The following is a 26,243-nucleotide window of genomic DNA, read 5'->3' as shown; positions in this document are numbered from 1 at the left end:
AGACGCGTCGTCGCGGGTGCAAGCCCGCATACCGGTCGCACGGGCCGTTTCTGAAGGGACTCACTGCCATAACAATAAAGTACATGGAGTAGCGTCGATGAAATCTGCAAACCCGTTCTGGCGCCGGGCCAAGTTGCCCTTGGCCGTCAGCCTTGCTTCCACGCTCGCAAGTCCTGCTTTCGCTGTCAGTTTCAACATCGGTGAAATCGAAGGCCAGTTCGACTCGTCGCTCTCCGTTGGCGCCAGCTGGTCGACCGCCAACCCCAACAAGAACCTGATCGGGGTCAACAACGGCGGCAAGGGCCTGTCGCAGACCTCCGACGACGGCCATTTGAACTTCAAGAAGGGCGAAACCTTCTCGAAGATCTTCAAAGGCATCCATGACCTTGAGCTCAAGTACGGCGACACGGGTGTGTTCGTACGTGGCAAGTACTGGTACGACTTCGAGCTCAAAGACGAAAACCGCGAATTCAAGGACATCAGCGACTCCAACCGCAAGGAAGGCGCCAAGTCGGCGGGTTCGGAACTGCTCGACGCCTTCGTCTACCACAACTACGCGATCGGTGATCAGCCGGGCTCGGTACGCCTGGGCAAGCAGGTGGTGAGCTGGGGCGAAAGTACCTTCATCGGCGGCGGCATCAACTCGATCAACCCGATCGACGTTTCGGCGTTTCGCCGTCCGGGTGCCGAGATCAAGGAAGGCCTGATCCCGGTCAACATGTTCTATGTGTCGCAAAGCCTCACCGACAACCTGTCGGCCGAAGGTTTCTACCAGATCGAGTGGGACCAGACGGTTGTCGACAACTGCGGAACATTCTTCTCCCAGCCGGACGTGATCGCCGATGGTTGCAACAACAACCTGGCCGTGCTTGCCACACGTAATTCGCTGGCCAGCCGCCTTGGGCCGCTGGCGACCCCGGTGAACAACACCCTGGCCGCCCGGGGCGTGACCTACGGCAACCCGGACGAAGGCGTGATCGTGCGCCGCGGCGCGGACCGCGATGCACGCGACAGCGGGCAGTTCGGTGTTGCCCTGCGCTACATGTTCGAGCCGCTCAACACCGAGTTCGGTGGCTACTTCATGAACTATCACAGCCGTGCGCCGATCTTCAGTGGTCGTGGCGCAGACGCTCAGTTCTACAGCACCACCGGCCTGGCCGGCGCGCTGGTCAGGGCGGGCGTGCCGGCCGGTGCGTTGGCCAACCTGCTGCCCAGCCTGATGCCGTTGCAGGTGGCAGGCAACTCCAGCTACTACGTGGAATACCCGGAAGACATCCGCCTGTATGGCCTGAGTTTCTCGACCACGCTGCCCACCGGTACTGCCTGGAGCGGGGAAATCAGCTATCGGCCCAACGCCCCGGTGCAGCTCAATACCACCGATATCCTCTATTCCGGCCTGACGCCGCTCAACCCCAACGTATCGGTGCTGCAAGGCACCCCGGGGGCCGATCAGCCTGGCTACCGGCGCAAGGAAATCACCCAGCTGCAGACCACGTTCACCCACTTCTTCGACCAGGTGATGGGCGCGGAGCGGCTGACCATGGTCGGCGAAGTCGGCTGGACCCACGTGGGTGGCCTGGAAAGCACCTCCAAGGCGCGATACGGGCGTGACCCGGTATTCGGCCCCGGCCCGTTGCCCAGCGGCCAGTGCGAAGCGCTCAACACCAGCACACTGGGCACCTCGAACGCCAACAACGTGTCGCGCTACTGCGAAAACGACGGCTACACCACGGCGGACTCCTGGGGTTATCGCGTGCGTGCGATCTGGGATTACAACAACGTCTTCGCCGGGGTGAACCTGCGCCCGAGCGTGGCCTGGTCGCATGACGTGGACGGCTATTCGCCGGGGCCGGGCGGCAACTTCGAGGAAGGGCGCAAGGCGATCAGCCTGGGCCTGGACGCGGAGTACCAGCAGACCTATACCGCCAGCCTGTCGTACACCAACTTCTTCGACGGCAAGTACAGCACCGTGGATGATCGCGACTTCGTCGCCCTCAGCTTCGGCGTGAACTTCTAAGAACACTGATCCAGGACGACACGAGATGAACAAGACCAGAAGTCTGCTGCAAGCCGGTGTGCTGGGCCTGTCCCTGCTGGCGACCAGCGTCATGGCTGCGGTATCTGCCGATGAAGCGGCAAAACTGGGTAGCACCCTGACCCCGATGGGGGCGGAAAAGGCCGGCAACGCCGACGGTTCGATCGGCCCGTGGGAGCCACTGTCGAAGACCGCGGGCAGTGTCGATGCCAAGGGCTTCCTTGCTGACCCCTACGGCAGCGACAAGCCGCTGTTCACCATCACCGCGCAGAATGCCGAGCAGTACAAGGACAAGCTCTCGCCGGGCCAGCTGGCGATGCTCAAGCGCTACCCTGATACCTTCAAGATCCCGGTATTCAAGACCCACCGTGGTGCCACGGCGCCTGACGATGTGTTCGCCGCCATCAAGAAGAACGCCACCGCGACCACCCTGGTCGAAGGCGGCAACGGCCTGAACAACTTCCAGACGGCCGTGCCCTTCCCGATCCCGAAAAGCGGCCTGGAAGTGATCTGGAACCACATCACCCGCTACCGCGGCGGCAGCGTCAGCCGCCTGGTGACCCAGGCGACTCCGCAGCAGAACGGCTCGTACAGCCTGGTGTATTTCGCCGATCAGTTCGTCTTCCGCGACAAGATGAAGGACTACGACCCGAACAACCCAGGCAACATCCTGTTCTACTTCAAGCAGGAGGTGACCGCTCCAGCACGCCTGGCCGGTACCGTGCTGCTGGTGCACGAGACCCTCGACCAGGTCAAGGAACCGCGCAAGGCCTGGATCTACAACGCCGGCCAGCGGCGTGTGCGCCAGGCCCCTCAGGTGTCGTACGACGGCCCGGGTACTGCGGCCGACGGCCTGCGCACCTCGGACAACCTGGACATGTACAACGGCGCGCCGGACCGCTACGACTGGAAGCTCGAGGGCAAGAAGGAGATGTACATCGCCTCCAACGCCTTCAAGCTGGATGACCCCAAGCTCAAGTACGCCGACATCCTCAAGGCCGGGCATATCAACCAGGACCTGACCCGCTACGAGCTGCGCCGGGTCTGGCATGTGGTGGCGACCCTCAAGCCGGGCCAGCGGCACATCTACGCCAAGCGTGACTTCTACATCGACGAGGACACCTGGCAAGCGGCGGTGATCGACCAGTACGACGGTCGTGGTCAGTTGTGGCGCGTGTCCGAGGCTCACGCCCAGCCTTACTACAATGTGCAGGTACCGTGGTACACCCTCGAAGCCATCTACGACCTGCAGTCGGGCCGCTACCTGGCCCTGGGCATGAAGAACGAAGAGAAGCGCGCCTACGACTTCGGCTTCAGTGCCAGCAAAGCCGATTTCCAGCCAGCCGCCCTGCGTCAGTCGGGTATCCGCTGAGCTGAAAACCTGCAACTCCGTGTGACCTCCCAGAACGCCCCGGCTTGCCGGGGCGTTTCTGTCTGGCCGGCCGATAAGGCCGATGAATACCTCGCCAAAGCCCCGCCCCAGCCCTTGTCCATCAGCCATGTTGCTTTTTGTCGCAGTCTTTTCCAGGCAAATGGCGCCCATCATCTTCAAATGCGTTGCATTACCCGCTAGTCTCGCAAGCATCCGTACCGCCGTAGTTTTCCCAACAGAACGAGCCGGCCATGACAGATCTGTCCCGTACGCATGGATTCGCCAGCCAGGCCCTGGGCCTTCTGGACGGGCGTTTCTTCCGGCCTCCGCAGCCGGACGGCCACGTGCCGCGTGCACGCTTGTGCCAGCGCTTGCAGGGTGGTCTTGGCGGGCGCTTGTTACTGGTCAACGCCCCAGCCGGCTTTGGCAAAAGCTCCCTGGCCATCGAGTTCTGCGAGTCGCTGCCCAGCCATTGGCGTAGCCTGTGGCTCGGGTTGAGCCAACGGGACGCTGACCCCGGTCGTTTTCTCGAGCGCCTGCTCGAAGGCCTGCAGCAGTACTGCCCGGCACTGGGCGGGCAGGCCATGGGCCTGTTGAAGATGCGTCAGCGCCACCAGCCCTTTGCCTTCGAAGAATGGCTCGACAGCTTGCTCGACGAGCTGGCGCTCTACCTTCATGCCGATACACCTTTGCTGCTGGTGCTCGACGACTACCACCTGGCCCAGGGGCCGGTTCTCGATCGCTGCCTGCAGTTCTTCCTCAACCACTTGCCCGCTGGCCTTGTGCTGCTGGTGACCAGCCGCCAGCGCCCGGACTGGCACTTGGCGCGGCTGCGCCTGTCCCGGCAGTTGACCGAGCTCGGCGAGCAGGACCTGCGCCTGACCCCGGAGGAGTCTCTGGCGGTGATTGGTCGCCAACCCACGGGCCTGCGCGGCCAGGCGCTCGACAACCTGATTCAGCGCAGTGACGGCTGGGTGGCCGGGCTGCGCTTCTGGCAGCTGGCTGCCAGCGAAGCCGGTGACGAGCATGCCTTGCCCCAGGCCCTGCACGGTGGTGAAGGGTTGATCCGCGACTACCTGCTGGAAGAAGTCATCGAGATGTTGCCTGCGGATGTGCAGGCCTTTCTGTTCGACACGGCCTGCCAGGAGCGCTTCTGCGCGGCGCTGTGCGATGCACTGCGTGACCGCCATGACAGTGAAGCGATCCTGCGTTACCTGCAGGCCCATCAGGTTTTCCTGGTGCCGCTGGACGAGCATGGCCACTGGTATCGCTACCATCACCTGTTCTCCGACCTGTTGCGCAGCCGTCAGTGCAGTGAACCGCTGGCGCGCCTGCACTTGCGCGCCTGCCGTTGGTTCCAGGCCCAGGGCCTGCTCGACGAGGCGGTGGAACAGGCGTTGCGCGCCGGCCACCTCGACGTCGCTGCCGACCTGGTACAGAGCCTGTCCGAGGAACAACTGTTGGCCGAGCAGAACGTCGGCATGCTGTTGCGCTGGAAGATGGACTTGCCTGACAGCCTGCTGATCAGCACGCCGCGGTTGATCGTGCTGTACAGCTGGGCGCTGGGCCTGGCCTGCCAGCTGGATGCCGCCGAGGAGCTGGCCAGTTACCTCAGCCGCTTCCTGCCCGCACCTTCCGCCACTGCCCAGAAGTCGATGTTGGCGCAATGGCTGGCCTTGAGCGGGGTCATTGCCCGTGGCCGGGGTGACCGCGAGCGCACGCTGGCCTATTGCGGCGAAGCGCTGCAGAGCCTGCCGAGCAAACGCTATGGGCAACGCCTGGTGTGCCTGTCGACGCTGTCCAACCTGGCCATTGCCGATGGCGACTTCTGGCGTGCGCGCGGCTGGAACCGCGAAGCGCTGGAACTGGCGCAGCGTGTCGGCAACCCGTTGTTCGAGGCGCTGGCGCATTACGATCGGGCGCGGGTGCTGCATGCCCGCGGCGAGGTATTGCGGGCGCTGGATGAAGTGCGCCAGGGGTTGCAGCGCCTGCAAGGGCTGTCGGCGCAGCGGCTGTACGCGGTGCGGGCGCGGCTGACCCTTTACGAGGGCTACCTGCTGGTGGCGCGCCTGCAACCTGCGCAAGGGCGTGCGCGCTTGCGTGCAGGGCTGGGCGAGGCGCGTGCCTGCCGCGACATCAGCGTGCTGATCGGCCATTGCGTGATTGCCTCGCTCGATGGCCGTGAGGGCCAGTATGCCGAGGCGTTCGCCGAGCTGGCCGAGGCGGAGCGGCTGATGCACATCTGGGATGTGCCACCGATCTTCTACCTGGCGATGATCACCCTGGTGAAGTGCGAGCTATGGCTTGCCCAGGGCCGTATCGACCTGGCCGAATCCTGGCTGTTGCGCCTGGGCCAGACCTATGGCGGCGAGCACCCTGCGGCGGCGCCGGAGTTCCACCCCTTGCTGGCGCTGCACATCGAATTGCAGCAGGCACTGCTCGAACGCGTTCAGCAGCGCAGCGAAGACGCCGTGGCGCGCCTGTGCGCCCTGGCCGAACGCGGGCAGGCCAGCGGCGGCATGATGCTCACACTGCACGCGTTGTCGCAGTGGGTCGACCTCTCATTGAGCGCAGGGCAGGAAGCGCAGGCAGCGCAACTGCTGCCCATGGCGTTGAGCGCAGCCCGGGGTGGAGTTGTGCAACCCTTCCAGCGGCTGATCGAATTGCACCCTGCCTGGCTGCGTGAACAATTGCTGGCACAGCCAGCCTGCCAGGTCCAGGCCGAACTGCTGACGTATCTGCCCGAACCGGCGGCCCCAACAGGCGGCGCCGCCGAAGCATTGAGTGGTCGCGAGCTGGCGGTGCTCGAGTTGATCGCCCAGGGCTGTTCCAACCAGCAGATCAGCGAGCGGCTGTTCATCTCCCTGCACACCGTCAAGACCCATGCCAGCCATATCAACAGCAAGCTGGGGGTAGAGCGCCGTACCCAGGCAGTGGCCCGGGCCAAGTCGTTGGGCTTGCTGGCCTGAAGCTAGCCGCGAGGGGCATGGCGCTATAAAATGATGGCTCAGGGCCATTATCTGGTTTTGTCCTGAGTGCGCTGCATTCTCCACCCTCATCTTTCCAGGCCTGTTGCCGATACAGGTTTCGGCGATATGCATCGCCTCGCGCCATCCACCCAACTACTCAATACAGGTCGTGTTGATGCTGCAGTACGGGCAAAAAAGCTTTCTGATCGTCGACGACTTCACCGACTTTCGCACGTCGACCCGGTCCATGCTGCGCGAACTGGGCGTGCGCGATGTGGACACTGCGGACAGCGGCGAGCAGGCCCTGCGCATGTGCGGGCAGAAGCGCTACGACTATATCCTCCAGGACTTCCACCTCGGCGACGGCAAGAAGAACGGCCAGCAGGTCCTGGAAGACTTGATCCTCGACAAACTGATCAGCCATGAATGCGTTTTCATCATGGTCACTGCCGAGAGCAGCCAGGCCATCGTGCTCAGCGCCCTCGAGCATGAACCGGATGCCTACCTGACCAAACCGTTCAACCGCGTGGGCCTGGCCCAGCGCCTGGACAAGCTGACCCAGCGCAAGACCCTGCTCAAGCCGATTCTGCAGGCCCTCGACCGCGGTCGCCCGGCCGAAGTACTGGCGGCGTGTGCCGAGCTGTGCAAGAAGGACCCGCGTTTTGCGCCGTTGTGCCTGCGCTATCGTGCCGACGCGCTGCGCGACCTCAACCGCTTCGATGAGCTGGAGAAGTTTCTCAAGAGCATCCTCGCCAGCCGCCCGCAACCCTGGGTGTATTCGGCGTTGGGCAGCCTGATGCACAAGCGTGGGCAGAATGCCCAGGCCCAGGGTGTCTATGAGCAGGCGCTCAAGGCATTCCCGATCATGCCCGGGCTGTACGATGGCATGGCCGAGGTGCTGGTCGCTCAAGGCGAAACCCGGCGTGCCCAGAGCATGCTCGAGGAAGCGGTGCGCTTGTCACCCCTGGCGGTGCGCCGGCAGGCGGCACTGGGCAAGCTGGCGCTGGACAACGAAGACTTCGACAGCGCCTCCAAGGCTTTCCGCCATGCGGTCAATCAGGGCCAGAGCTCGCGCTACAAGGATGCCGAAAGCAACCTTGGGCTGGTCCAGGCGCTGATGAGCAAGAACGCCGGCTTCGGCCTGGATGCCCGCGCCCGGGTCGAAATCAACACCGTGCTCAGCGAAGTGGCCAAGGACAACATCGAAGACCAGGGCCTGCAAGTGCGTGCCCGGTTGATGAAAGCCGCCAGCCTGCAGCAGGCAGGCGACCTGGAGACTGCCGCCAAGTTGACCGAGCAGGCCATGCAGCGGCTGGAGAAGATGGACCAGTTCTTCTCGGTCGAAGCCGCCCTGACCGTGGTCAAGCAGTTGCAGGCGCTTGGCCAGGAAGCGGCCGGCGGCAGCATCCTCAAGGGCTGCGTGGAAACCTACGGTGACGACCCCAAAGTCATGCAGAGCGTGGCCAAGCTGACCGACGACCCGGCCGTTCTGGGCGCAGTCACCGAGGCGGTCGACCTCAACCGCCAGGGCGTGCGCAGCTACCAGGCCGGGCAGCTCAACGAAGCCTTGCAGATGTTCCGCAAGGCCCTGTCGCTGCAACCGAAGAACATCAGTATCGCGCTCAACACGGCGCAGGCCTTGCTGCGCATCGGTGGCGAGGTGACGCCGCCGGCGATCCAGCAGGAATGCCGCGACTGCCTGACCCGCGTGGCCGGCATCCCGACCAGCGACAGCCGCTACGACCGCTACCGCAAACTGCATATCAAGGTCTTCGGCGCATGAGCCAGGATAACCAGGGGCTGGATTTTTCCACGGTGATCGCCTCCACCGTGCATGACCTGAAGAATTCGCTGTCTGCGCTGATCCAGTCCCATGACCAGTGGCTGGCACGCCTGCCTGAAGAGTGGCGCAGCGGCACCGAGCAGGGCGTGATCGAGCATGAGTTCCGTCACCTCAACGGCATGCTGGTGCAGTTGCTGGGGTTGTACAAGCTGGGGGTGAATCAGCTGCCTGTTTGCCCGGACTACCACGAACTGGATGACTTCATCGAGGCCCAGCTGGCGGCCCACCAGGAAGTGCTGCAGCACAATGACATCCTCGCGACCTGGCGTGTCGACACCGACAACCCGCTGGGTTTCTTCGACCGCGAGCTGGTAGCCTCGGTGATCGCCAACGTGATCACCAACGCCACCCGCTATGCCGGCCACACGCTGTTGGTCAGCATTGGCGAGGAAGACGAGCATCTGGTCATCAGTGTCAACGACGACGGCCCGGGGTATCCGGCGCGGATGCTCGAGCGCCAGCAGGATTACGTGCAGGGCATCGACTCGCAGAGCGGCAGCACCGGGCTCGGGCTGTACTTCGCGGCGCGGATTGCGGCGTTGCATGAGCGTAACGGCGTGCGCGGGCGGATCGAGATTGCCAATGGCGGGGCACTTGGGGGCGGGTTGTTCAGGTTGTATTTGCCATGAACGCTTTACTTCGAGTGTTCAGCACTGTTCCAGATTGAGAGGTTGTTTCTCAAGGCCAGGTAGGAAAATTCCTAGTCGTACCATCGGCTCTGTTTTCGATGGCAGCTGCGTGGCAGTGTAGATACGAGGTATCTACATTTCACTTGCAATCGTCAGGAGGGTTTCTACTATGTATCTACCTTGGGAGATACTCATGCAAATCAAGATTCAGCAATGGGGCAACAGTGCGGCTATTCGTTTGCCAGCGGCTGTGCTCAAGCAGATGCGCCTTGGCGTTGGCTCGACGCTGAGCCTGGATGCGGCAGGTGAAACTCTGGTACTCAAACCCGTAAGGTCCAAGCCGAAGTACACCCTTGAAGAATTGATGGCGCAATGTGATTTGAACGCGCCGGAACCTGAGGACATGGCTGAGTGGAACGCGATGCGGCCCGTGGGGCGTGAAGTGTGAAGCGGGTCAAGTTCGCCAGGGGGGATATTGTTCGGGTCAACCTTGACCCTACCGTTGGGCGAGAACAGCAAGGTGCCGGGCGTCCGGCCCTTGTGCTCACCCCCGCAGCCTTCAATGCGTCTGGTCTGGCAGTGATCGTTCCAATCAGCCAAGGCGGCGATTTCGCCAGGCATGCTGGATTTGCGGTTACCCTCAGTGGGGCAGGCACCTTGACGCAAGGTGTAATACTCTGCAACCAGATACGCACGGTGGACCTCGACGCCAGAGGTGCCAAGCGTGTTGAGTCGGCTCCTGAAGTTGTCATTCTCGATGCGTTGGCACGAGTTCAAACCCTGTTCGAATAACCGGTTGCTGTAATCACTCATGGTAAAAGCATCAATAGCGCTGATCCGCGAAACCTTCCCCGTAGGCCCCCTGCAGTGCAACTGCACGTTGATCGGTGACCCGGTCAGCAAGAAGGCCATCGTCGTCGACCCGGGTGGTGACCCGGACAAGATCCTCGCCCGCCTGCAGGCCCATGGCCTGACCCTGGTGAGCATCATCCACACCCACGCGCACTTCGATCATTTCCTTGCTTCGGGCAAGCTCAAGGAACTCACCGGCGCCACCCTGCACCTGCACAAGCAGGACCAGCCGCTGTGGGACAACCTGGAGATGCAATGCCAGATGTTCGGCGTGCCCTACACCCCGGTACCGTCGCCAGACCGTTGGCTCGGCGATGACGAGGAACTGGCCTGCGGTTGTGGTGTGGCCCTGCACACGCCGGGGCACACCCCTGGATCGATGAGTTTCTGGTTCGCCGACGCCAAGCTGCTGATCGCCGGCGATACCCTGTTCCGCCGTGGTATCGGCCGCACCGACCTGTGGGGTGGCGACCAGCGCGCCATTGTGCGTTCGATCAAGGAACGGCTGTACCGCCTGGATGAAGATGCCATCGTGGTCACCGGCCACGGGCCGGATACACGCCTGGGCGACGAGATGCGCGAGAACCCCTTCGTGCGGGCCTGAGCCTGCATGAAAAGCCTTTCATGGAATTTTTCCGTATCCTGGCAATCCAAGGCTGGCATAGATCCCTCCGTGATCTGCCGCACACACGAATTTTTGTAGGAGCTTGTCCATGTTCACCATGCGTCGTCTGATTATCGTCGCAACCGCCGCAGCCCTGATGACCGGCTGCGCCGGGCAGAATCCTTATGACAGCCAAGGCCAGGCTCAGGGCGAGTCCTCGGGCATGAGCAAGACCGCCAAGTACGGCGGCCTGGGCGCGCTGGCCGGCGCCATCGCCGGTGCTGCCATCGACCACAACAACCGTGGCAAGGGCGCGCTGATCGGCGCCGCCGCCGTGGGTGCCGCCGCTGCCGGTTACGGCTACTACGCCGACAAGCAGGAAGCCGAGCTGCGCGCGAAAATGGCCAACACCGGCGTCGAAGTACAGCGCCAGGGCGACCAGATCAAGCTGATCATGCCGGGCAACATCACCTTCGCCACCGACTCGGCCAACATTTCGCCGAGCTTCTACAACCCGCTGAACAACCTGGCCAACTCGTTCAAGTCGTTCAACCAGAACACCATCGAAGTGGTCGGCTTCACCGACAGCACCGGCAGCCGCCAGCACAACATGGACCTGTCGCAGCGCCGCGCTCAGGCCGTCAGCACCTACCTGACTTCGCAGGGCGTGGATGCTTCGCGTGTGACCGTACGTGGCATGGGCCCGGACCAGCCGATCGCCAGCAATGCCGACGCCAATGGCCGTGCACAAAACCGTCGAGTGGAGGTCAACCTGAAGCCTATTCCGGGTCAGCAGTATGACCAGCAGCAGGGCCAGGTTCAGCAGTACCCATAAGCCGCTCAGAACGGCGCAATGAAAAGGGCAGGCCGGTGACGGCCTGCCCTTTTTCAATTCAGCGGGTGACGCTGGCCTGAATCGCAGTCAGGGCGATGGTATGCACGATATCGTCCACCTGCGCCCCGCGTGGCAAGTCGTTCACCGGCTTGCGCAGCCCCTGCAGCATTGGCCCCAGGCTGACCCCGTCGGTGCTCCGCTGCACCGCCTTGTGGGTGGTGTTGCCGGTGTTCAGGTCCGGGAACACGAACACCGTCGCACGCCCGGCCACCTGGCTCTGTGGAGCCAACTGGCGGGCGACTTGCGGGTTGGCAGCCGCGTCATACTGCAACGGCCCGTCGATCAGCAGCCCTTGCTCCGCAGCCTGGGCCAGGCGCGTGGCTTCGCGTACTTTCTCGACTTCCTCGTCACTTGCCGAATCGCTGGAGTAGCTGATCATCGCTACCCGTGGCGCGATACCGAACGCCTGTGCCGATTCGGCACTCTGCCGGGCGATCTCGGCCAGTTCGCTGGCACTGGGGTGCGGGTTCATCACGCAATCGCCGTACACCAGTACCTGTTCGGGGAACAGCATGAAGAACACCGACGACACCAGGCTGGTGCCGGGCGCGGTCTTGATCAGTTGCAGGGCCGGGCGAATGGTGTTGGCGGTGGAGTGCACCAGGCCCGAGACCAGGCCATCGACCTCATCCAGGGCCAGCATCATGGTGCCGATCACCACCGGGTCTTCCAGCTGTTGCTCGGCCATTGGCGCGTTGAGGTTCTTGCTCTTGCGCAGGTTGACCATCGGCTCGACGTAGCGCCCGCGAATCAGCTCGGGGTCGAGTACCTCCAGGTCCGGCGGCAGAGTAATACCTTGGGCACGGGCCACGGCTTCGACTTCCTCGGGCTTGGCCAGCAGCACGCAACGGGCGATGCCGCGCGCCTGGCAGAGTGCCGCAGCCTGCACCAGCAGCGGCTCGGCGCCTTCCGGCAGGACGATGCGCTTGTTGGCCTGCTGCGCCCGCTGGATCAACTGGTAGCGGAACACCGCTGGCGACAGGCGCATTTCCCGTGGTGTGCCGCAGCGCTGGTGCAGCCAGGCGGCATCCAGGTGGCTGGCAACGAAGTCGGTGATGAATTCGGCCCGGTCACGGTCATCCACCGGGATTTCGCGGTTCAGCGAGTGGAGCAGGTTGGCGGTGTCATAGGAGCCGGTGCTCACCGACAGGATCGGCAGGCCAGCCTGAAGGGCGCCACGGCACAGGCCGAGGATGCGTGCATCGGGTTTGCTGTCACTGGTCAGCAGCAAGCCGGCCAGGGGCACGCCGTTGATGGCGGCCAGGCTCACGGCGAGGATGATGTCGTCGCGATCGCCCGGGGTCACCACCAGGGTGCCAGGCGTCAGCAGGGGCACGGTATTGGCCACGGTGCGGGCGCAGATGATGATCTTGTTCATCCGGCGCTGCTCGTAGTCGCCGGCGTTGAGCACCTGGGCACTGAGCAGTTCGGCCACGTCGCGGGTGCGCGGGGCGTTCAGCTCGGGCTGGTACGGAATGCAGCCGAGCAGGCGGAAGTCGTTGCCGCGCAGCAGCGGCGAGTGCTCACGCAGGCGGGTGGCGAAGTCGGCCATGCTCTCGTCGGTGCGCACCTTGTTGAGGATCACCCCGAGCACTTTCGGGTCGCGCGGGCCGCCGAACAGCTGGGCCTGCAGTTCAACACGGCCGGACAGCTCGCTGAGCACTTCGTTTTCCGGGGCCGAGACCAGGATCACTTCGGCATCCAGGCTCTTGGCCAGGTGCAGGTTGACCCGCGCCGCATAGCTGGCGTGGCGGGTCGGCACCATGCCCTCGACCACCACCACGTCATTGCCGATGCAGGCTTGCTGGTACAGGCGGATGATTTCTTCGAGCAACTCGTCCAGCTGGCCATCGCCAAGCATGCGCTCGACATGGGCCAGGCTCAGTGGCACCGGTGGCTTGATGCCGTGGGTGCGGGCAACCAGTTCGGTCGAGCGCTCCGGGCCCGTGTCGCCGGGGTGGGGCTGGGCGATCGGCTTGAAGAAGCCGACCTTGAGCCCGGCGCGCTCCAGGGTGCGGACCAGGCCCAGGCTGATGGAGGTCAGGCCGACACCAAAGTCGGTCGGCGCAATGAAAAATGTCTGCATGCGTGCTTCTCGAAATAAGCGGTGCAAGGAATCAACGGCCAAGGGTAGCGCTATCGGCCCCCTGGGCGCACCAACCGCACGCAAATGCCTGGCCGATGCGTGCGGCGCGCTGCCCGGCATCGAGCACCCACGGGCGCGCCTGCCACGGTGGCTGGTGGCGCAGGTGCTGGGTGTGGCCGCAGGACAGTTCGACCACCCAGTGGCCTTCTTCGTCCTGGTGGAAGCCGGTGATCCGACTGATGGGTCGCCCCTCGTCCGCGCTGCGGTCGCAATCGGGCGATGCCTTGGTTACACTTGTCCGCTCTACATACTTTTGCAAAAGGTCTTGCCCCATGCTGATCGCCGCCAACAAGGCTGTCTCCATCGACTATACCCTGACCAACGACGCCGGGGAGACCATCGACAGCTCCGCCGGCGGTGCGCCGCTGGTTTACCTGCACGGTGCTGCCAACATCATCCCAGGCCTTGAAAAAGCCCTGGAAGGCAAGCAGGCCGGTGACGAGCTGGAAGTTGCCATCGAGCCGGAAGACGCCTACGGCGAATACCTGGCCGAACTGGTCAGCACCCTGAACCGCAGCCTGTTCGAAGGCGTCGACCAGCTGGAAGTCGGCATGCAGTTCCACGCCTCTGCGCCGGACGGCCAGATGCAGATCGTCACCATCCGCGACATCGATGGCGATGACATCACCGTCGACGGCAACCACCCGCTGGCTGGCCAGCGCCTGAACTTCAAGGTCAAGGTTGTCGACGTGCGTGACGCCAGCGAAGAAGAAATCGCTCACCGTCACATCCACGGTGAAGGTGGCCATCACCACTGATTTTCTGCGCTAAGCTCAGAAAGTCGCCAGGCGCTCGGACAAGCCGGCATGCCTCCCCAGCGGGAGGTGCGCGGCTTGGAAGAGCGCCTTTTTAGTGGGCGCTATTCGCCCGCAGCGGCAACCGGGAACCTGAAAGGGGATTCATCATGAGTGCATTTCACGACCTGACGTTGAAGGCGCTGAACGGCGAGGACCTGCCCCTGGCACCGTTCAAGGGCCAGGTGGTGCTGGTGGTCAATGTCGCCTCCAAGTGTGGCCTGACGCCGCAATACGCCTCATTGGAAAAGCTCCAACAGCAATTCAAGGGCAAGGGCTTCAATGTGCTGGGCCTGCCCTGCAATCAGTTTGCCGGCCAGGAGCCCGGCAACGAAAAGGAAATCCAGGAGTTCTGCAGCCTCAACTACGGCGTGAGCTTCCCGCTGGGGGCCAAGCTCGAAGTCAATGGCCATGACCGTCACCAGTTGTACCGTCTGCTGGCGGGCGAGGGGGCAGAATTCCCTGGTGACATAACTTGGAACTTCGAGAAGTTTCTGGTGGGCAAGGATGGCCGGGTGCTGGCGCGATTTGCCCCGCGTACCGCGCCGGACGATCCATCGGTCGTGCAGGCCATCGAGAAAGCCTTGGGCTGAATATCCAGGGGGGGCACAGCACCCCCTTCGATACAGCAGAATCACCCAGATCAATAATACTGGGCCACGCTCCCCCCAACCCCTAACCTCAGGTGCATTTCCTACCCAGACGGAAGCGCCCCATGTCCAGCAACCCCCTGTTCCAGCCCTTCACCCTCGGCGCGCTCGAACTGCCGACCCGCGTCGTCATGGCGCCCATGACCCGTACCTTCTGCCCCGGTGGCGTGCCGCACGCCGGTGTGGTCGAGTACTACCGCCGCCGTGCCGCAGCAGGCGTGGGGCTGATCATCACCGAGGGCACCACGGTCGGGCACAAGGCCGCCAACGGCTACCCCAATGTGCCGCGCTTCCATGGTGAAGATGCCTTGGCCGGTTGGAAGCAGGTAGCAGACGCGGTGCATGCCGAAGGTGGCCGTATCGTGCCGCAGCTGTGGCATGTGGGCACGGTGCGCCGCCTGGGTACCGAGCCGGACGCCAGCGTGCCGGGTTACGGGCCGAGCGAGAAGGTCAAGGACGGCCAGGTGCTGGTGCATGGCATGACCCATGACGATATCCGCGAGGTGATCGCTGCTTTTGCCCAGGCGGCCCGCGACGCCAAGGCCATCGGCATGGACGGGGTGGAGATCCATGGCGCCCACGGTTACCTGATCGACCAGTTTTTCTGGGACGCCAGCAACCGCCGTGACGATGAATACGGCGGTGACCTGGCCGGCCGTTCGCGCTTTGCCATCGAGCTGATCCAGGCCGTGCGCGCTGCCGTGGGGCCGGACTTTCCGATCATCTTCCGCTTCTCGCAGTGGAAGCAGCAGGACTACAGCGCGCGCCTGGTGGAAACGCCAGACGCATTGGCCGCGTTCCTCGAGCCGCTGTCGGCGGCGGGTGTGGATATCTTCCACTGCTCGACCCGGCGCTTTTGGGAGCCCGAGTTCGAGGGTTCCGAGCTGAACCTGGCCGGCTGGACCCGCACGCTCACCGGCAAACCGACCATCACCGTCGGCAGCGTGGGCCTCGATGGCGAGTTCCTGCAGTTCATGGTCGCCACCGACAAGGTGGCCAAGCCCGCCAGCCTGGAAGGCTTGCTGCGCCGTCTGGGCGATGAAGAGTTCGACCTGGTGGCGGTTGGTCGCGCACTGCTGGTGGATGCCGAGTGGGCGCAGAAGGTGCGCGAGGGGCGTGAAGCGGACGTGCTGCCGTTCAGCCGCGAGGCGTTGACGACCCTGGCTTGATCGCCAGCGCGGCGCCAGCCGGCCGGGTGCCGGCTGGCGCCGTGTGGCAGGCGTTGAGCAGGTGCGATTCGAACTGCTCGACGATCGCCGGCCAGCCTTGGCGGCTGGCATGCTGGCGGGCGTTGAGGCGGACCCGGCGCAGGGTCTCGTCTTCTTCCAGCAACCAGCAGGCGGCATCGATGAACGCACACTGGTCGCCAGGCATGGCCAGCGCGCCGCTGTGGCCATGGCGGATATGCTGGGCTGCGGCGGCTTCGTCGTAGGCGACCACGGCCAGGCCCGAAGCCATGGCTTCGAGCACCACGTTGCCGAAGGTTTCGGTCAGGCTCGGGAACAGGAACAGGTCGCCGCTGGCGTAGTGCTCGGCCAGCGCTTCGCCACGCTGGGCGCCGCAGAACACCGCCTCCGGCATCTGTTGAGCGAGCGCAGCACGCTGCGGGCCATCGCCTACCACCACCAGGCGCAGACGCCGCTGTGGATAGGCTTTCTGCAAGGCTTGCAGGCAGGGTTGCAACAGCGCCAGGTTCTTTTCCGCAGCCAGGCGCCCGACGTGCAGCACGGCGATGTCATCGGCGCCGAGCCCCCAGTTTTCGCGTAAGGCCTGGCTGCGCCGGGCCGGGTTGAACAGGCCGGCATCGACGCCCCGGGCCATCAGGGCCAGGCGCTCGAACCCGCGCCGTTCCAGCTCCAGGCGCTGGCTGGCGCTGGGCACCAGGGTGGCGGCCGTGCGCCGATGGAACCAGCGCAGGTAATGGGTGAGCAGGCGCGCCAGCAGGCCGAGGCCGTATTGCCCGGAATATTGCGGAAAGTTGGTGTGAAAGCCACTGACCACGGCAACCCCCAAACGCCGCGCGGCGCGCAGGGCACTGAGGCCCAGTGGCCCTTCGGTGGCGATGTACAGCACGTCCGGGCGCTGCCTGCGCCAGCGGCGCAACAGCTTGTGCATCGACACCTCGCCCCACTGCAGGCCGGGATAGCCGGGCAGTGCCCAGCCTCGGCAGAGCAACAGGCCATCGTCATCGTCCGCCGGCGCCTCGTTGGCTTGCCGTGGGCGCACGATTTCCACCTGATGGCCACGCTGTCGCAAACCCTCGCTGAGGCGGCCAAGGGTGTTGGCCACACCGTTTATTTCGGGCGGGAAGGTTTCGCTGACGAGTGCGATGCGTAGGGCAGGTGTATTCATGACAAAAAGTTTCCACCTGCTGCGTTGCGCTCACATGACAGCCTTGTGACACGCAAATGACGCCTGATTCACGGCAGTTTCGGCGTTGTGAAAATTTCTTTTCAGGGTGCTCAAGCGGCACGCGGCGCAGCCGATGAAGATGCATCCGAATCGGTCTGATGCGCTCCGGGAGAGCGGTGATGTTCAACAGCAAGCTCAAGAAAGAAATCCAGCAACTGCGCGAAGAGCTGATGGCCATCGAGCAGGTCAAGAGTAGCCTCGACAGCGAGATGCTGGTGCTGCAGCTCGACCCTCAGGGGCGCATCGAGCAGGTCAACGGCAACTTCGAGAGCGAGATGCTCTACCGTGCCGAGCAACTGATTGGCCGCAACATCGAAGACATCGTGCCGGCACACGTGAAGAAGCTCGACTTCTACCAGCGCATGAAAAACGCCATCAGCCGTGGCGAGCACCTCAACGGCGCCTTCCGCCTGCTGCGCGGCAACGGCCAGGAAGCCTGGCTGCGCTCTATTCTGCAGCCGGTGAAGAGCGCTGATGGCCGGATCAGGCATTTCTCCATGCACTCCAGCGACCTGACCCGCACCATCGAAGCGTCCCGTGAGCACGAGAGCCTGATCAAGGCACTGATGCGCTCCACCGCCGTGATCGAGTTCAACCTCGATGGCGAGGTGCTGACCGCCAACGAGCGCTTCCTGCAGTCGGTGGGCTACAGCCTGGAACAGGTGCGTGGCAAGCATCACCGCATGTTCTGCGAGCCGGAGGAAGCCAGCTCGGCGGGTTACCAGGCATTCTGGGACAAGCTGCGCCGTGGCGAGTACGTGGCCGACCGTTTCAAGCGGGTCGACGCCCATGGCCGTACGATCTGGCTGGAGGCTTCCTACAACCCGATCTTCGATGCCCATGACGTGCTGTACAAGGTGGTCAAGTTCGCCACCGTGATTACCGAGCAGGTCAATCAGGAACTGGCCGTGGCGCAAGCCGCCGACATCGCCTACAACACCTCGCTGGAAACCGACAGCAGCGCCCGCAAGGCCACCGAAGTCGTGACCCAGACCGTGGACGTGATGCGTGGCCTGGAAGGTTCGATGCAGGACGCAGCCGAGGGTATCCAGGCGCTGGACAAGCAGTCCAAGGTGATCGGCGCAATCATCAAGACCATCAGCGACATTGCCGGGCAGACCAACCTGCTGGCGCTCAACGCTGCCATCGAGGCCGCCCGTGCCGGTGAGCAGGGCCGTGGCTTCGCCGTGGTCGCCGACGAAGTGCGGCAGCTGGCCTCGCGCACCAGCAGCGCCACCGAGGAGATTGCCAAGGTGGTGCAGCAGAACGAACAGCTGGCCCAGGCGGCGGTAGACATCATCGATACCAGCAAGCGCCAGGCCGAACAGGGGCTGGCGCTGGCGGCAGACACCGGTGGGGTGATCGTCGAGATCCAGGAAGGGGCGAAGAAAGTGGTGGATGCGGTGGGGCAGTTTTCCAGCCAGCTGGGCCATTGATCATGGCTTGGGTTGTGTAGCGCCTGTGAGATCGAGCGCCGCGCGGGCGGCGCTCGATCTCAAGGTCGCCAAATCCCTCCAGCCGTACCCCTCGCAGCAACACCCCAATCCCGAACGTCCCCCCACCAGCAACGAATCGACTTTTCCTACAACTGACTCAGGAACGTCCTACCCCCACCCCATGATGTGATTTCCCTGCACAAAACTGGCAGGGAGACGCCTCATGCTGCTCTGGCACATCGTGCCCACCTGGCACGATATCGAGTCACGCATCACCGATGAAATGGGCTATCAGGGAGGCGCCCATTTCCGTACCTACCTCAACGAAGAGGTGCCATCACTGGCCCTCCAGCTGCGCCGTGTCGACAGCGTGCGGCGCGCTTTCTACAAGGCCGAATGGGTAGCGGGCGAACTACTGCGCCAGCGCTTCGCCGACCTCGACATCAAAAACATCCTCAACGACCTGCTCGGCGTGGCCGAGCAGATGGCGATGATCGTCGCCGGCAGCGCCCTCACTGGCGGCCTGCTCGGTGCCGGCATCGGTGCCTTCGCCGGCGGTGTCGGTGCATTTCCCGGCGGCGTTGCAGGTACCGCCATTGGTTTCAAGGTCAGCGGCTGGATCCTCGGTGTGCTGGGCATTGCCTCACTCGCCGAGTTCTTCGTCGACGGCTTGCCGCGCATTGGCGAGTACTACCTGGACGGCATCGGCATCGCCTGGGAAGGCCCACGCGGTGAACAGGGGCTGAGCGCGTTCAGCCAGGACAACCCGTTTGCCATCAATCAGGCCGCGCATTTCATTGCCACCGGGCATGTCGAAGTCGTGATGCTGCTGTTGGGCGCCATGGTGTCCTACCTCACCCGCGGGGGTGGCAATGCCGGTGTGCTGGCTCAGGAAATGGCCGCTAGCAAGAAAGGCGCGCGGATTGGGCAGTGGATGCTCAAACATGAGGAGGGGTTGAAGAAGCGGCCGGACCTGCAGGTGCCGGAGCGGCGCAAGGGCGCGGTGAGTGAGCCGCAGCCTGCGCAGCCGAACCGGCCAGCGGGGAAAGACAAGGAGCCTTCAACGGGCAAGCCCGGTAGCATGCCTTTGCATACGGTGGCGTGTTTCAAGGCGGACAATTTGCCAGCGTCGAAGCATGGAGAGTTTGAGCGTCAATTAAAAGGACAGCAGGATGGATTGAACCGGCTCACAGTTGAAGAATTTTTGGAGAATGTTGTAAATCCCAAGGAGCGTGATCCGAAGGTTGCGAGAAATGCAAGAAGGAAATTGTATGATGATCTGAGGAGAAGAGCTTATGACGAGCTATCTAAGGATATGAGCCAAGTTGAAGCAAAAAAACTCTCAGCGAAACAGGCGAAGGAAACTATGTCCTCTCTTGCTGCGCTGCACAATCCAGATTTAATCGCCGGTGGCAGGGATGTCATTTCTGACTTCGGTGATAGGCAAGTAAATTCCACTATAGGTCCCCAGTGGAAAAGCAGGGTGGGTGAGCTAATACAATCAGTCAAAAAGCAGTCCAAAGAGGACGGTGTCTCGGGCTTTTTGAATGTTAGATTGCATAAGTGCTAATAAACTGAGGAGCACAAGAATGGACGACGTTTACTCACTTTTCATAGAGGAAATGGGCGAGCCGGTGTTCAGGCAGGAGGTACCTCCCTCCAGCATTGAGTGCTACAGAGGTAAGTTGCCGGAAAAACTGTTAGGATACTGGGCCGAGCACGGCTGGTGCGGATATGGTGATGGGATATTTTGGACCGTCAATCCTCAAGATTACGAGGGCGTGGCTGCCTCATTCATAGAGGGCACTCCGCTAGAAGGGCGGGATACCTATCACATCATTGCCCGTGGCGCTTTTGGTGACCTCTACCTGTATGGTGAAAATTCCGGATTTTCATTAAATATCGTAGCCCATACTTCAACCTATTGCGGTTCGGCTGGTGAAGTTGATGCGAATAATATGGATAAGGAGGTAGAGGGTTTCTTTCTTTTGATGGAGCGAGAATCCAATGATTTTGGGGAGTTCTTCGCGCCTGCAAAGGAACGTTTAGGTGTCCTTGGGTGTGATGAGATGTACGGCTTTGTTCCTGCGCTAGCGTTTGGAGGGTTAAGCAAGCTCGATAATCTACAAAAGGTAAGTGCAGTAGAGCATTTGATACTGCTCTCTCAGTTGTCACCTCTTAAACCCTACAGCTTCTCCGATTTTTAATAAAACACGCTGCGTAAGGGGCTGCCCGGCAGCCCCTCGCTCAATCAGTTCCGCTCGCGCACCCAGAACAACGTAGCCCCCGCCACCGCCGCCGGCATCATCAGCACGTTGACGCCAGGAATCAGCAACGCCAGGTAGGTGATGCCGCCAAAGCCCAGCGACTGCCAGCGCTTGCTGCGCAACCAGGCAAGCATGTCCTGCCAGCTCATCTTGTTGTTATCCGCCGGGTAGTCGATGTACTGGATGGCCATCATCCACACGCCGAAGATCAGCCACAGCGGCGCGGCGACCACGTTGACCACCGGGATCAGCGACAGGATGAACAGGCCGATCGCCCGCGGCAGGAAATAACCGAGCTTGCGCATCTCGCGGCCGAAGGTGCGCGGCACCATGGCCATCAACTCGCCCCAACTGAATGCCGGGAACGGGTCTTCACCGCGCACCACCACCTCGACCTTTTCCGCGAGGAAACCATTGAACGGCGCGGCGATGACGTTGGCCACCAGGGTGAAGGTGAAGAACACCATCAGCACCAGCAAGGCGACGAACAGCGGCCACAGAATGTAGGAAAGGAAGCTCAACCAGCTGGGCAGCGTCGGCATCAGGGCGTCGAGCCACAGGCTGAACTCGTGGCCTGCGAAGTAGATCAGGCCGCCGAACAGCAGCAGGTTGATCGCCAGCGGCAACAGCACGAACATCCGCAGGTTGGGGCTCAGCACCAGTTTCAGGCCTTCGCGCAGGTACTGGGGGCCGGAGAGGACAGGGGCTTGCATCGGGACACTCCGCAGAGAAGGGAAAACGCGCTGACCTTACCGAGTTTGCCGCGCCGACGAAAGGCAGGCGCACATGAAGAAACCGGCTGTAACAAATGTGCCAGGGCCATACGCCCGGGTGAAATTCGCAGATAGAGGATGCCTATGAGGTGGATTGTCGAAGGATATTTCCTTAATCTCTGCCACCTCGCTACAGTGCGCTCAACTTTCCGCTTTCTGGGCCTGCGCGTTGTAGCCTTCCCCAAGTGCTGCGTGGGTCCTTTTTAATTTCCAGCTGGCGGCCCCTGCGGCCCGCTCGACAGGAGTTCGACATGTCTGAAGTACGTCATTCGCGCGTCATCATCCTCGGTTCCGGCCCTGCCGGTTACAGCGCTGCGGTCTACGCCGCCCGCGCCAACCTCAAGCCACTGCTGATCACCGGCATGCAGGCGGGTGGCCAGCTGACCACCACCACCGAAGTCGACAACTGGCCGGGCGACCCCCACGGCCTGACCGGCCCGGCCCTGATGCAGCGCATGCAGGAACACGCCGAGCGTTTCGAGACCGAGATCGTCTTCGACCACATCAACGCCGTCGACCTGGCCAACAAGCCGTTCACCCTGCAGGGTGACAGCGGCAAGTACACCTGCGACGCGCTGATCATCGCCACCGGCGCCAGCGCCCGTTACCTGGGCCTGCCGTCGGAAGAAGCGTTCATGGGCAAGGGCGTTTCGGCCTGCGCCACCTGCGACGGTTTCTTCTACCGCAACAAGCCGGTCGCCGTGGTCGGCGGCGGCAACACGGCCGTGGAAGAAGCACTGTACCTGGCCAACATCGCCAGCAAGGTCACCCTGGTGCACCGCCGCGAGACCTTCCGTGCCGAGAAGATCCTGGTCGACAAGCTCAACGCCCGTGTCGCCGAAGGCAAGATCGAGCTCAAGCTCAACGCCACCCTGGACGAAGTGCTGGGTGACAACATGGGCGTGACCGGTGCGCGCCTGAAGAACAACGACGGCAGCAGCGACGAAATCAAGGTCGACGGTGTGTTCATCGCCATTGGCCACACCCCGAACACCTCGCTGTTCGAAGGCCAGCTGACCCTCAAGGACGGCTACCTGGTGGTCGCCGGCGGCCGTGAAGGCAACGCCACCGCCACCAACGTCGAAGGTGTGTTCGCCGCTGGCGACGTGGCTGACCACGTCTACCGTCAGGCCATCACCTCGGCCGGTGCCGGCTGCATGGCAGCCCTGGACGTCGAGCGGTACCTGGACGGCCTGGCCAACGCCTCGTTCTGATTCAGGCAATAAAAAAACCGGCCAATTGGCCGGTTTTTTCATGCCTGGGGTTTGCTCACAGGCTCAGGCGCATCGACAGGTCCACGGCCTTCACATCCTTGGTCATCGCGCCAATCGAGATGTAGTCGACGCCGGTCTCGGCAATCACCCGCAGGGTCGTTTCGTTGACCCCGCCGCTGGCTTCCAGCTTGGCCTTGCCAGCGGTGATACGCACCGCTTCGCGCATTTCATCCAGGGTCAGCTCGTCGAGCATGATGATGTCGGCGCCGGCTTTCAGCGCCTGGCGCAGTTCATCCAGGCTTTCCACTTCGATTTCCACCGGCTTGCCGGGGGCAATGCGGTGCGCCGCCGCCACCGCCTCGGCCACTCCACCGCTGGCGGCGATGTGGTTTTCCTTGATCAGGAAGGCGTCATACAGGCCGATGCGGTGGTTGTGGCAACCACCGCAGGTGACCGCGTACTTCTGCGCCAGGCGCAGGCCCGGCAGGGTCTTGCGGGTGTCGAGCAGCTGCACCCGGGTGCCTTCGACCAGGTCGGCCAGGAAGCGCGCGCGGGTGGCCACACCCGACAGCATCTGCAGGAAGTTCAGTGCGCTGCGCTCACCGCTGAGCAGCGAACGCGCCGGGCCTTCGAGGTGGAACAGCGGCTGGTTGGCCGTGGCGCGCTCGCCATCGGCCACCTGCCAGTGCACGGCCACGCGCGGGTCGAGCTGACGGAACACGGCATCGACCCAGGCGGTGCCGGCAATCACGCAGTCTTCGCGGGTGATGATGGTGGCCTTTGCCAGGCGCTCGGCCGGGATCAGCTGCGCGGTGATGTCGCCACTGCCGATGTCCTCCAGCAGTGCACGGCGCACATTGGCTTCGATCTCGGCGGTCAGGTCGGCAAGGCGTAGGTTCGGCATGGTCGGCTCCACAAGCTAGATGCCGGCGATTATAGGGCAGGGGGACGCCGCCGTGTACAGCTTGCCTGGCAGGCGACCATTGGTCAGGCCAACTGAGCATTTGCCCGAAAATACAGTCAGTTGCCCGGCAGCGAAGAGTGCTGGCAGCTGTCGGCATTTTTACCGATAATGGCGCCCAACATTTGGCGTCATAGCTTTGACGATTATCGCCCTGTCGAATACGTCACCCAGCAAGGAGTCCGGGATGCATAAAGAAGGCAAGGTGGTGCCCCTGGCGGCCGCCATCGACCGAGGCGCACGCACGCCTTTACCCTGCCTTCCGGTATTGCTCCTGCAAGTGCGTGACAAGGCCGCCCTGCAACTGCGCCAGGGCCTGCAGGCGCTGTTCGACAACGCCGACGACATGCTGTTCGAAATGGCCGACCGGGCGGCTGACCGCTTCGACCAGAACCTGTACTTCGAGGCCATGCGTGACCTGCGCCTGAAGCGCAAGCACATCGAACGTGGCTTTCTCGACATCTTCTACGACACCTTTGCCCGGATCGGCCAGTTCGACCCGCTGGGCCACCCGGGCGCGCATGACGCGCCGCAAATGGAGCGTGCCGTCGCCGTTGACGGCATGGTCGCGCGGGTGCTGTCGCGTGATGGCGTGGCCCTCAAGCAACTGGGCCAGCGCTTGCAATGCCTGCTCGCGCGCAGCTTCGACGAACAGCAGAACCCGTTCGGGCCGGCTGCGCTATGTGGTTACTTCCTCGATGCCGGGCGTAACCTGGGCGTAGGCCTGCGGGTCAAGCTGATCCTGTTGAAGCTGTTCGAGCGCTACGTGCTGCGAGACATCGACGTGCTTTATGTTGAAGCCAACCAGTTGCTGGCCGCTGCGGGCGTGATGCCGGAACTGCAGCCGGCGCCACGCCGGCGCGCCGAAGACCGTCGCCTGAGTTCGCGGCGCGTGTCGGCCAACCTCGAGCCTGATGCCTTGGGCGCAGACAGCGCCGGGCATGCCTTCATGCGTTCACTCGAAGGCCTGCTGTCGCCCTGCCGAGGCCGCATCGCCCCGCGCCTGCAGGCCGCCGTGAGCGCCCAGGCGATCAGCACCGCCGACCTGCTGCGCCTGCTTTCGCACCTGCAACACTATGTGCCGGCCACGGTCGACGACGACGACTTCGACCTGGGCCAGCAGCTCGAACAACTGCTGCTGAGGGTCAGCGTGCGCAGCGGCACCCGCCGGCGCATCGCCTGCGCCGACGAGGACATGATCAACCTGGTTGGCCTGCTGTTCGCTTACATCGCAGCCGACGACAACCTGCCGCTGAGCCTGCGCGCGCTGATCGTTCGCCTGCATATTCCGCTGCTCAAGGTGGCGCTGTTGGACAAAAGCCTGTTCAGCCGTGCCAGCCACCCGGCGCGGCGCCTGCTCAACGAGATCGCCGCTGCCGCGATCGGCTGGGAGACGGGCAGCGAAGGCCTGCGCGACAGCCTGCATCTACGTGTCGAGCGCATCGTCCAGCGCCTGCTCAATGATTTCACCGAAGACGCCGCCCTGTTCGCCGAACTTTTGGAGGACTTCCTCGCCTTCAGCCAAGACGAGCGCCGGCGCAACGAGCTGCTGGAGCAGCGTACGCGCGATGCCGAAGAAGGCCGCGCCCGTGCCTTGCAGGCCCGCCAGCAGGTGCAGCAGGCGCTCAACCAGCGCTTGCGTGGACGCACACTGCCGCAGGGGGTGGTGCACATGCTCGTGCAGGCCTGGAGCCAGGTGCTGTTGATGGCCTGGCTCAAGCAAGGCGAGGCGTCCCAGGCCTGGCAGCAAGCGCTGGCGACCATGGACACCCTGCTCGCCAGCATTACCCCGCATCAGCAGCCACAGGTGTTGCTGCAACAAGTGCCCGGCCTGCTCAAGGCCCTGCGCGACGGCCTGGCCAGCGTGGCGCTGGACTCGGCGGCAAGCCGCGGATTCTTCCAGCAGCTGGAACGGCTGCACCTGCGCGCGTGTGCGGGGGGCACACTGCCTGCTGGCGGCGACGAACTGGCTGAAGTGCTGGTGGCCGAGGACATCGTGCTGGCCATCGCCGACGAGTCCGCCTGCGCGCCGCTGCGTCAACTCGATGAGCAAGCGGCAGAGCTGCGCCTGGTGCAGCGCCTGCGGATCGGTACCTGGGTTGAAATGCTCGATGATGACGAGCCGCTGCGCTGCAAGCTGGTCGCGCGCATCGAAAGCAGCGACCGGCTGGTCTTCGCCAACCGTACCGGGATGAAGGTACGCGAATGGAACACGGTGAGCCTCGCCCAAGCCCTGCACCGTGGCGCGGTGCGACTGCTGGATGACGGCCTGCTGTTCGAGCGGGCACTGGAAACCGTGCTTGAAGGCTTGCGCCAGCAGCGGGTGCATTGAGCCGCCAGCCTTACAATCATTCACATGCACGGCGGCCCGTGGGCAAGGCATACTGCAGC

At 63.3% G+C, this 26,243-nt stretch carries 22 protein-coding genes and 1 pseudogene; 18 read left to right on the top strand and 5 right to left on the bottom strand.

Features of this window, described 5'->3' with window-relative positions:
• Positions 1 to 97 precede the first annotated feature (97 nt).
• The 9 genes from CAF78_RS15690 (at position 98) to CAF78_RS15645 (ending at position 11,139) form a co-directional block, all read left to right on the top strand.
• Positions 98 to 2,017, top strand: a complete 1,920-nt coding sequence (locus tag CAF78_RS15690; protein WP_085673845.1) for a DUF1302 domain-containing protein — start codon at positions 98 to 100, stop codon at positions 2,015 to 2,017.
• Between the two features lie 25 nt (positions 2,018 to 2,042).
• Positions 2,043 to 3,407 carry a DUF1329 domain-containing protein gene (locus tag CAF78_RS15685; RefSeq protein ID WP_085673843.1) on the top strand — a complete coding sequence of 455 codons (1,365 nt, stop codon included), beginning with the start codon at positions 2,043 to 2,045 and terminating at the stop codon, positions 3,405 to 3,407.
• Between the two features lie 251 nt (positions 3,408 to 3,658).
• Positions 3,659 to 6,376, top strand: coding sequence for a LuxR C-terminal-related transcriptional regulator (locus tag CAF78_RS15675; protein ID WP_085673840.1), 2,718 nt, complete (start codon positions 3,659 to 3,661; stop codon positions 6,374 to 6,376).
• Between the two features lie 175 nt (positions 6,377 to 6,551).
• Positions 6,552 to 8,159 carry a tetratricopeptide repeat-containing response regulator gene (locus CAF78_RS15670; protein WP_085673838.1) on the top strand — a complete coding sequence of 536 codons (1,608 nt, stop codon included), beginning with the start codon at positions 6,552 to 6,554 and terminating at the stop codon, positions 8,157 to 8,159.
• On the top strand, positions 8,156 to 8,848 hold the full coding sequence (locus tag CAF78_RS15665) for a sensor histidine kinase KdpD (RefSeq protein ID WP_085673835.1): 693 nt from the start codon (positions 8,156 to 8,158) through the stop codon (positions 8,846 to 8,848). The genes CAF78_RS15670 and CAF78_RS15665 overlap by 4 nt, the downstream gene beginning before the upstream one ends.
• A 169-nt stretch (positions 8,849 to 9,017) precedes the next feature.
• Positions 9,018 to 9,296 (top strand): AbrB/MazE/SpoVT family DNA-binding domain-containing protein, encoded by a 279-nt coding sequence (locus CAF78_RS15660; protein WP_085673833.1) that lies wholly within the window; start codon positions 9,018 to 9,020, stop codon positions 9,294 to 9,296.
• A complete protein-coding gene (locus CAF78_RS15655; RefSeq protein WP_085673831.1) occupies positions 9,293 to 9,640 on the top strand; it encodes a type II toxin-antitoxin system ChpB family toxin in 348 nt (115 codons plus the stop codon). Before CAF78_RS15660 ends, CAF78_RS15655 begins: the two co-directional genes overlap by 4 nt.
• A 19-nt stretch (positions 9,641 to 9,659) precedes the next feature.
• A complete protein-coding gene (locus CAF78_RS15650) occupies positions 9,660 to 10,304 on the top strand; it encodes an MBL fold metallo-hydrolase (RefSeq protein ID WP_085673829.1) in 645 nt (214 codons plus the stop codon).
• A 109-nt stretch (positions 10,305 to 10,413) separates the two neighbouring features.
• A complete protein-coding gene (locus CAF78_RS15645; RefSeq protein WP_085673827.1) occupies positions 10,414 to 11,139 on the top strand; it encodes an OmpA family protein in 726 nt (241 codons plus the stop codon).
• A 58-nt stretch (positions 11,140 to 11,197) separates the two neighbouring features.
• Here the strand turns inward: CAF78_RS15645 and pta are convergent, their stop codons facing one another.
• Both pta and CAF78_RS15635 read right to left on the bottom strand, forming a co-directional pair.
• Positions 11,198 to 13,285 carry a phosphate acetyltransferase gene (gene pta, locus CAF78_RS15640; protein ID WP_085673825.1) on the bottom strand — a complete coding sequence of 696 codons (2,088 nt, stop codon included), beginning with the start codon at positions 13,283 to 13,285 and terminating at the stop codon, positions 11,198 to 11,200.
• A 31-nt stretch (positions 13,286 to 13,316) separates the two neighbouring features.
• Positions 13,317 to 13,619, bottom strand: a complete 303-nt coding sequence (locus CAF78_RS15635) for a DUF3565 domain-containing protein (protein WP_085674117.1) — start codon at positions 13,617 to 13,619, stop codon at positions 13,317 to 13,319.
• Here CAF78_RS15635 and CAF78_RS15630 point away from each other — a divergent pair.
• From CAF78_RS15630 to CAF78_RS15620, 3 genes are all read left to right on the top strand, one after another.
• A complete protein-coding gene (locus CAF78_RS15630) occupies positions 13,618 to 14,103 on the top strand; it encodes a peptidylprolyl isomerase (protein ID WP_027918346.1) in 486 nt (161 codons plus the stop codon). The two genes, CAF78_RS15635 and CAF78_RS15630, sit on opposite strands and share 2 nt — an antisense overlap.
• Before the next feature lie 146 nt (positions 14,104 to 14,249).
• Positions 14,250 to 14,732, top strand: coding sequence for a glutathione peroxidase (locus CAF78_RS15625; RefSeq protein WP_085673823.1), 483 nt, complete (start codon positions 14,250 to 14,252; stop codon positions 14,730 to 14,732).
• Between the two features lie 122 nt (positions 14,733 to 14,854).
• The gene (locus CAF78_RS15620) at positions 14,855 to 15,958 is read left to right on the top strand and encodes an NADH:flavin oxidoreductase (RefSeq protein WP_085673821.1); all 1,104 of its coding nucleotides are present in this window, start codon (positions 14,855 to 14,857) and stop codon (positions 15,956 to 15,958) included.
• Here the strand turns inward: CAF78_RS15620 and CAF78_RS15615 are convergent.
• Positions 15,927 to 17,141 (bottom strand): glycosyltransferase family 1 protein, encoded by a 1,215-nt coding sequence (locus CAF78_RS15615; protein WP_085673819.1) that lies wholly within the window; start codon positions 17,139 to 17,141, stop codon positions 15,927 to 15,929. The genes CAF78_RS15620 and CAF78_RS15615 overlap by 32 nt on opposite strands.
• Before the next feature lie 158 nt (positions 17,142 to 17,299).
• Between CAF78_RS15615 and CAF78_RS29080 the strand changes: the two are divergent.
• From CAF78_RS29080 to CAF78_RS15600, 4 genes and pseudogenes are all read left to right on the top strand, one after another.
• Positions 17,300 to 18,043: pseudogene (locus CAF78_RS29080) on the top strand (PAS domain-containing protein); the annotation flags it as partial.
• A 162-nt stretch (positions 18,044 to 18,205) separates the two neighbouring features.
• Positions 18,206 to 18,637 carry a methyl-accepting chemotaxis protein gene (locus CAF78_RS29075; RefSeq protein WP_371915522.1) on the top strand — a complete coding sequence of 144 codons (432 nt, stop codon included), beginning with the start codon at positions 18,206 to 18,208 and terminating at the stop codon, positions 18,635 to 18,637.
• Between the two features lie 223 nt (positions 18,638 to 18,860).
• Positions 18,861 to 20,207 (top strand): DUF6861 domain-containing protein, encoded by a 1,347-nt coding sequence (locus tag CAF78_RS15605; protein WP_085673815.1) that lies wholly within the window; start codon positions 18,861 to 18,863, stop codon positions 20,205 to 20,207.
• Positions 20,208 to 20,226: 19 nt separating this feature from the next.
• Positions 20,227 to 20,844 carry a GAD-like domain-containing protein gene (locus CAF78_RS15600; RefSeq protein ID WP_085673813.1) on the top strand — a complete coding sequence of 206 codons (618 nt, stop codon included), beginning with the start codon at positions 20,227 to 20,229 and terminating at the stop codon, positions 20,842 to 20,844.
• Between the two features lie 44 nt (positions 20,845 to 20,888).
• Here the strand turns inward: CAF78_RS15600 and cysZ are convergent, their stop codons facing one another.
• Positions 20,889 to 21,617: a sulfate transporter CysZ gene (cysZ, locus tag CAF78_RS15595; RefSeq protein ID WP_085673811.1), complete on the bottom strand. Its 729-nt coding sequence runs from the start codon at positions 21,615 to 21,617 to the stop codon at positions 20,889 to 20,891.
• 311 nt (positions 21,618 to 21,928) lie between these two features.
• On the opposite strand from cysZ, the gene trxB reads away from it, so the two are divergent.
• Entirely contained in the window at positions 21,929 to 22,891 is a 963-nt protein-coding gene (trxB, locus tag CAF78_RS15590; RefSeq protein WP_085673809.1) for a thioredoxin-disulfide reductase, read from the top strand.
• A gap of 55 nt (positions 22,892 to 22,946) precedes the next feature.
• Here trxB and nadC read toward each other — a convergent pair whose 3' ends face one another.
• Positions 22,947 to 23,795, bottom strand: coding sequence for a carboxylating nicotinate-nucleotide diphosphorylase (gene nadC / locus CAF78_RS15585; protein WP_085673807.1), 849 nt, complete (start codon positions 23,793 to 23,795; stop codon positions 22,947 to 22,949).
• 244 nt (positions 23,796 to 24,039) lie between these two features.
• On the opposite strand from nadC, the gene CAF78_RS15580 reads away from it, so the two are divergent.
• A complete protein-coding gene (locus CAF78_RS15580; RefSeq protein WP_085673805.1) occupies positions 24,040 to 26,184 on the top strand; it encodes a DUF1631 domain-containing protein in 2,145 nt (714 codons plus the stop codon).
• Positions 26,185 to 26,243: the final 59 nt, after the last annotated feature.

The organism is Pseudomonas sp. R28(2017) (assembly GCF_002112505.1).
Classification (GTDB): Bacteria; Pseudomonadota; Gammaproteobacteria; order Pseudomonadales; family Pseudomonadaceae; genus Aquipseudomonas.
This window is presented reverse-complemented; position numbering and strand designations above follow the sequence as displayed.

Excerpts from the sequence above, each read along its gene's own strand:
- CAF78_RS15645 (WP_085673827.1), top strand. The coding sequence starts at position 10,414 with ATGTTCACCATGCGTCGTCTGATTATCGTCGCAACCGCCGCAGCCCTG.
- CAF78_RS15600 (WP_085673813.1), top strand. The coding sequence starts at position 20,227 with ATGGACGACGTTTACTCACTTTTCATAGAGGAAATGGGCGAGCCGGTG.
- CAF78_RS15650 (WP_085673829.1), top strand. The coding sequence starts at position 9,660 with ATGGTAAAAGCATCAATAGCGCTGATCCGCGAAACCTTCCCCGTAGGC.
- CAF78_RS15620 (WP_085673821.1), top strand. The coding sequence starts at position 14,855 with ATGTCCAGCAACCCCCTGTTCCAGCCCTTCACCCTCGGCGCGCTCGAA.
- CAF78_RS15605 (WP_085673815.1), top strand. The coding sequence starts at position 18,861 with ATGCTGCTCTGGCACATCGTGCCCACCTGGCACGATATCGAGTCACGC.
- CAF78_RS15690 (WP_085673845.1), top strand. The coding sequence starts at position 98 with ATGAAATCTGCAAACCCGTTCTGGCGCCGGGCCAAGTTGCCCTTGGCC.
- CAF78_RS29075 (WP_371915522.1), top strand. The coding sequence starts at position 18,206 with ATGCGTGGCCTGGAAGGTTCGATGCAGGACGCAGCCGAGGGTATCCAG.
- CAF78_RS15625 (WP_085673823.1), top strand. The coding sequence starts at position 14,250 with ATGAGTGCATTTCACGACCTGACGTTGAAGGCGCTGAACGGCGAGGAC.
- CAF78_RS15665 (WP_085673835.1), top strand. The coding sequence starts at position 8,156 with ATGAGCCAGGATAACCAGGGGCTGGATTTTTCCACGGTGATCGCCTCC.
- CAF78_RS15630 (WP_027918346.1), top strand. The coding sequence starts at position 13,618 with ATGCTGATCGCCGCCAACAAGGCTGTCTCCATCGACTATACCCTGACC.
- CAF78_RS15670 (WP_085673838.1), top strand. The coding sequence starts at position 6,552 with ATGCTGCAGTACGGGCAAAAAAGCTTTCTGATCGTCGACGACTTCACC.
- cysZ (WP_085673811.1), bottom strand. The coding sequence starts at position 21,617 with ATGCAAGCCCCTGTCCTCTCCGGCCCCCAGTACCTGCGCGAAGGCCTG.
- CAF78_RS15580 (WP_085673805.1), top strand. The coding sequence starts at position 24,040 with ATGCATAAAGAAGGCAAGGTGGTGCCCCTGGCGGCCGCCATCGACCGA.
- CAF78_RS15635 (WP_085674117.1), bottom strand. The coding sequence starts at position 13,619 with ATGGGGCAAGACCTTTTGCAAAAGTATGTAGAGCGGACAAGTGTAACC.
- CAF78_RS15685 (WP_085673843.1), top strand. The coding sequence starts at position 2,043 with ATGAACAAGACCAGAAGTCTGCTGCAAGCCGGTGTGCTGGGCCTGTCC.
- CAF78_RS15615 (WP_085673819.1), bottom strand. The coding sequence starts at position 17,141 with ATGAATACACCTGCCCTACGCATCGCACTCGTCAGCGAAACCTTCCCG.
- CAF78_RS15660 (WP_085673833.1), top strand. The coding sequence starts at position 9,018 with ATGTATCTACCTTGGGAGATACTCATGCAAATCAAGATTCAGCAATGG.
- CAF78_RS15675 (WP_085673840.1), top strand. The coding sequence starts at position 3,659 with ATGACAGATCTGTCCCGTACGCATGGATTCGCCAGCCAGGCCCTGGGC.
- trxB (WP_085673809.1), top strand. The coding sequence starts at position 21,929 with ATGTCTGAAGTACGTCATTCGCGCGTCATCATCCTCGGTTCCGGCCCT.
- nadC (WP_085673807.1), bottom strand. The coding sequence starts at position 23,795 with ATGCCGAACCTACGCCTTGCCGACCTGACCGCCGAGATCGAAGCCAAT.
- pta (WP_085673825.1), bottom strand. The coding sequence starts at position 13,285 with ATGCAGACATTTTTCATTGCGCCGACCGACTTTGGTGTCGGCCTGACC.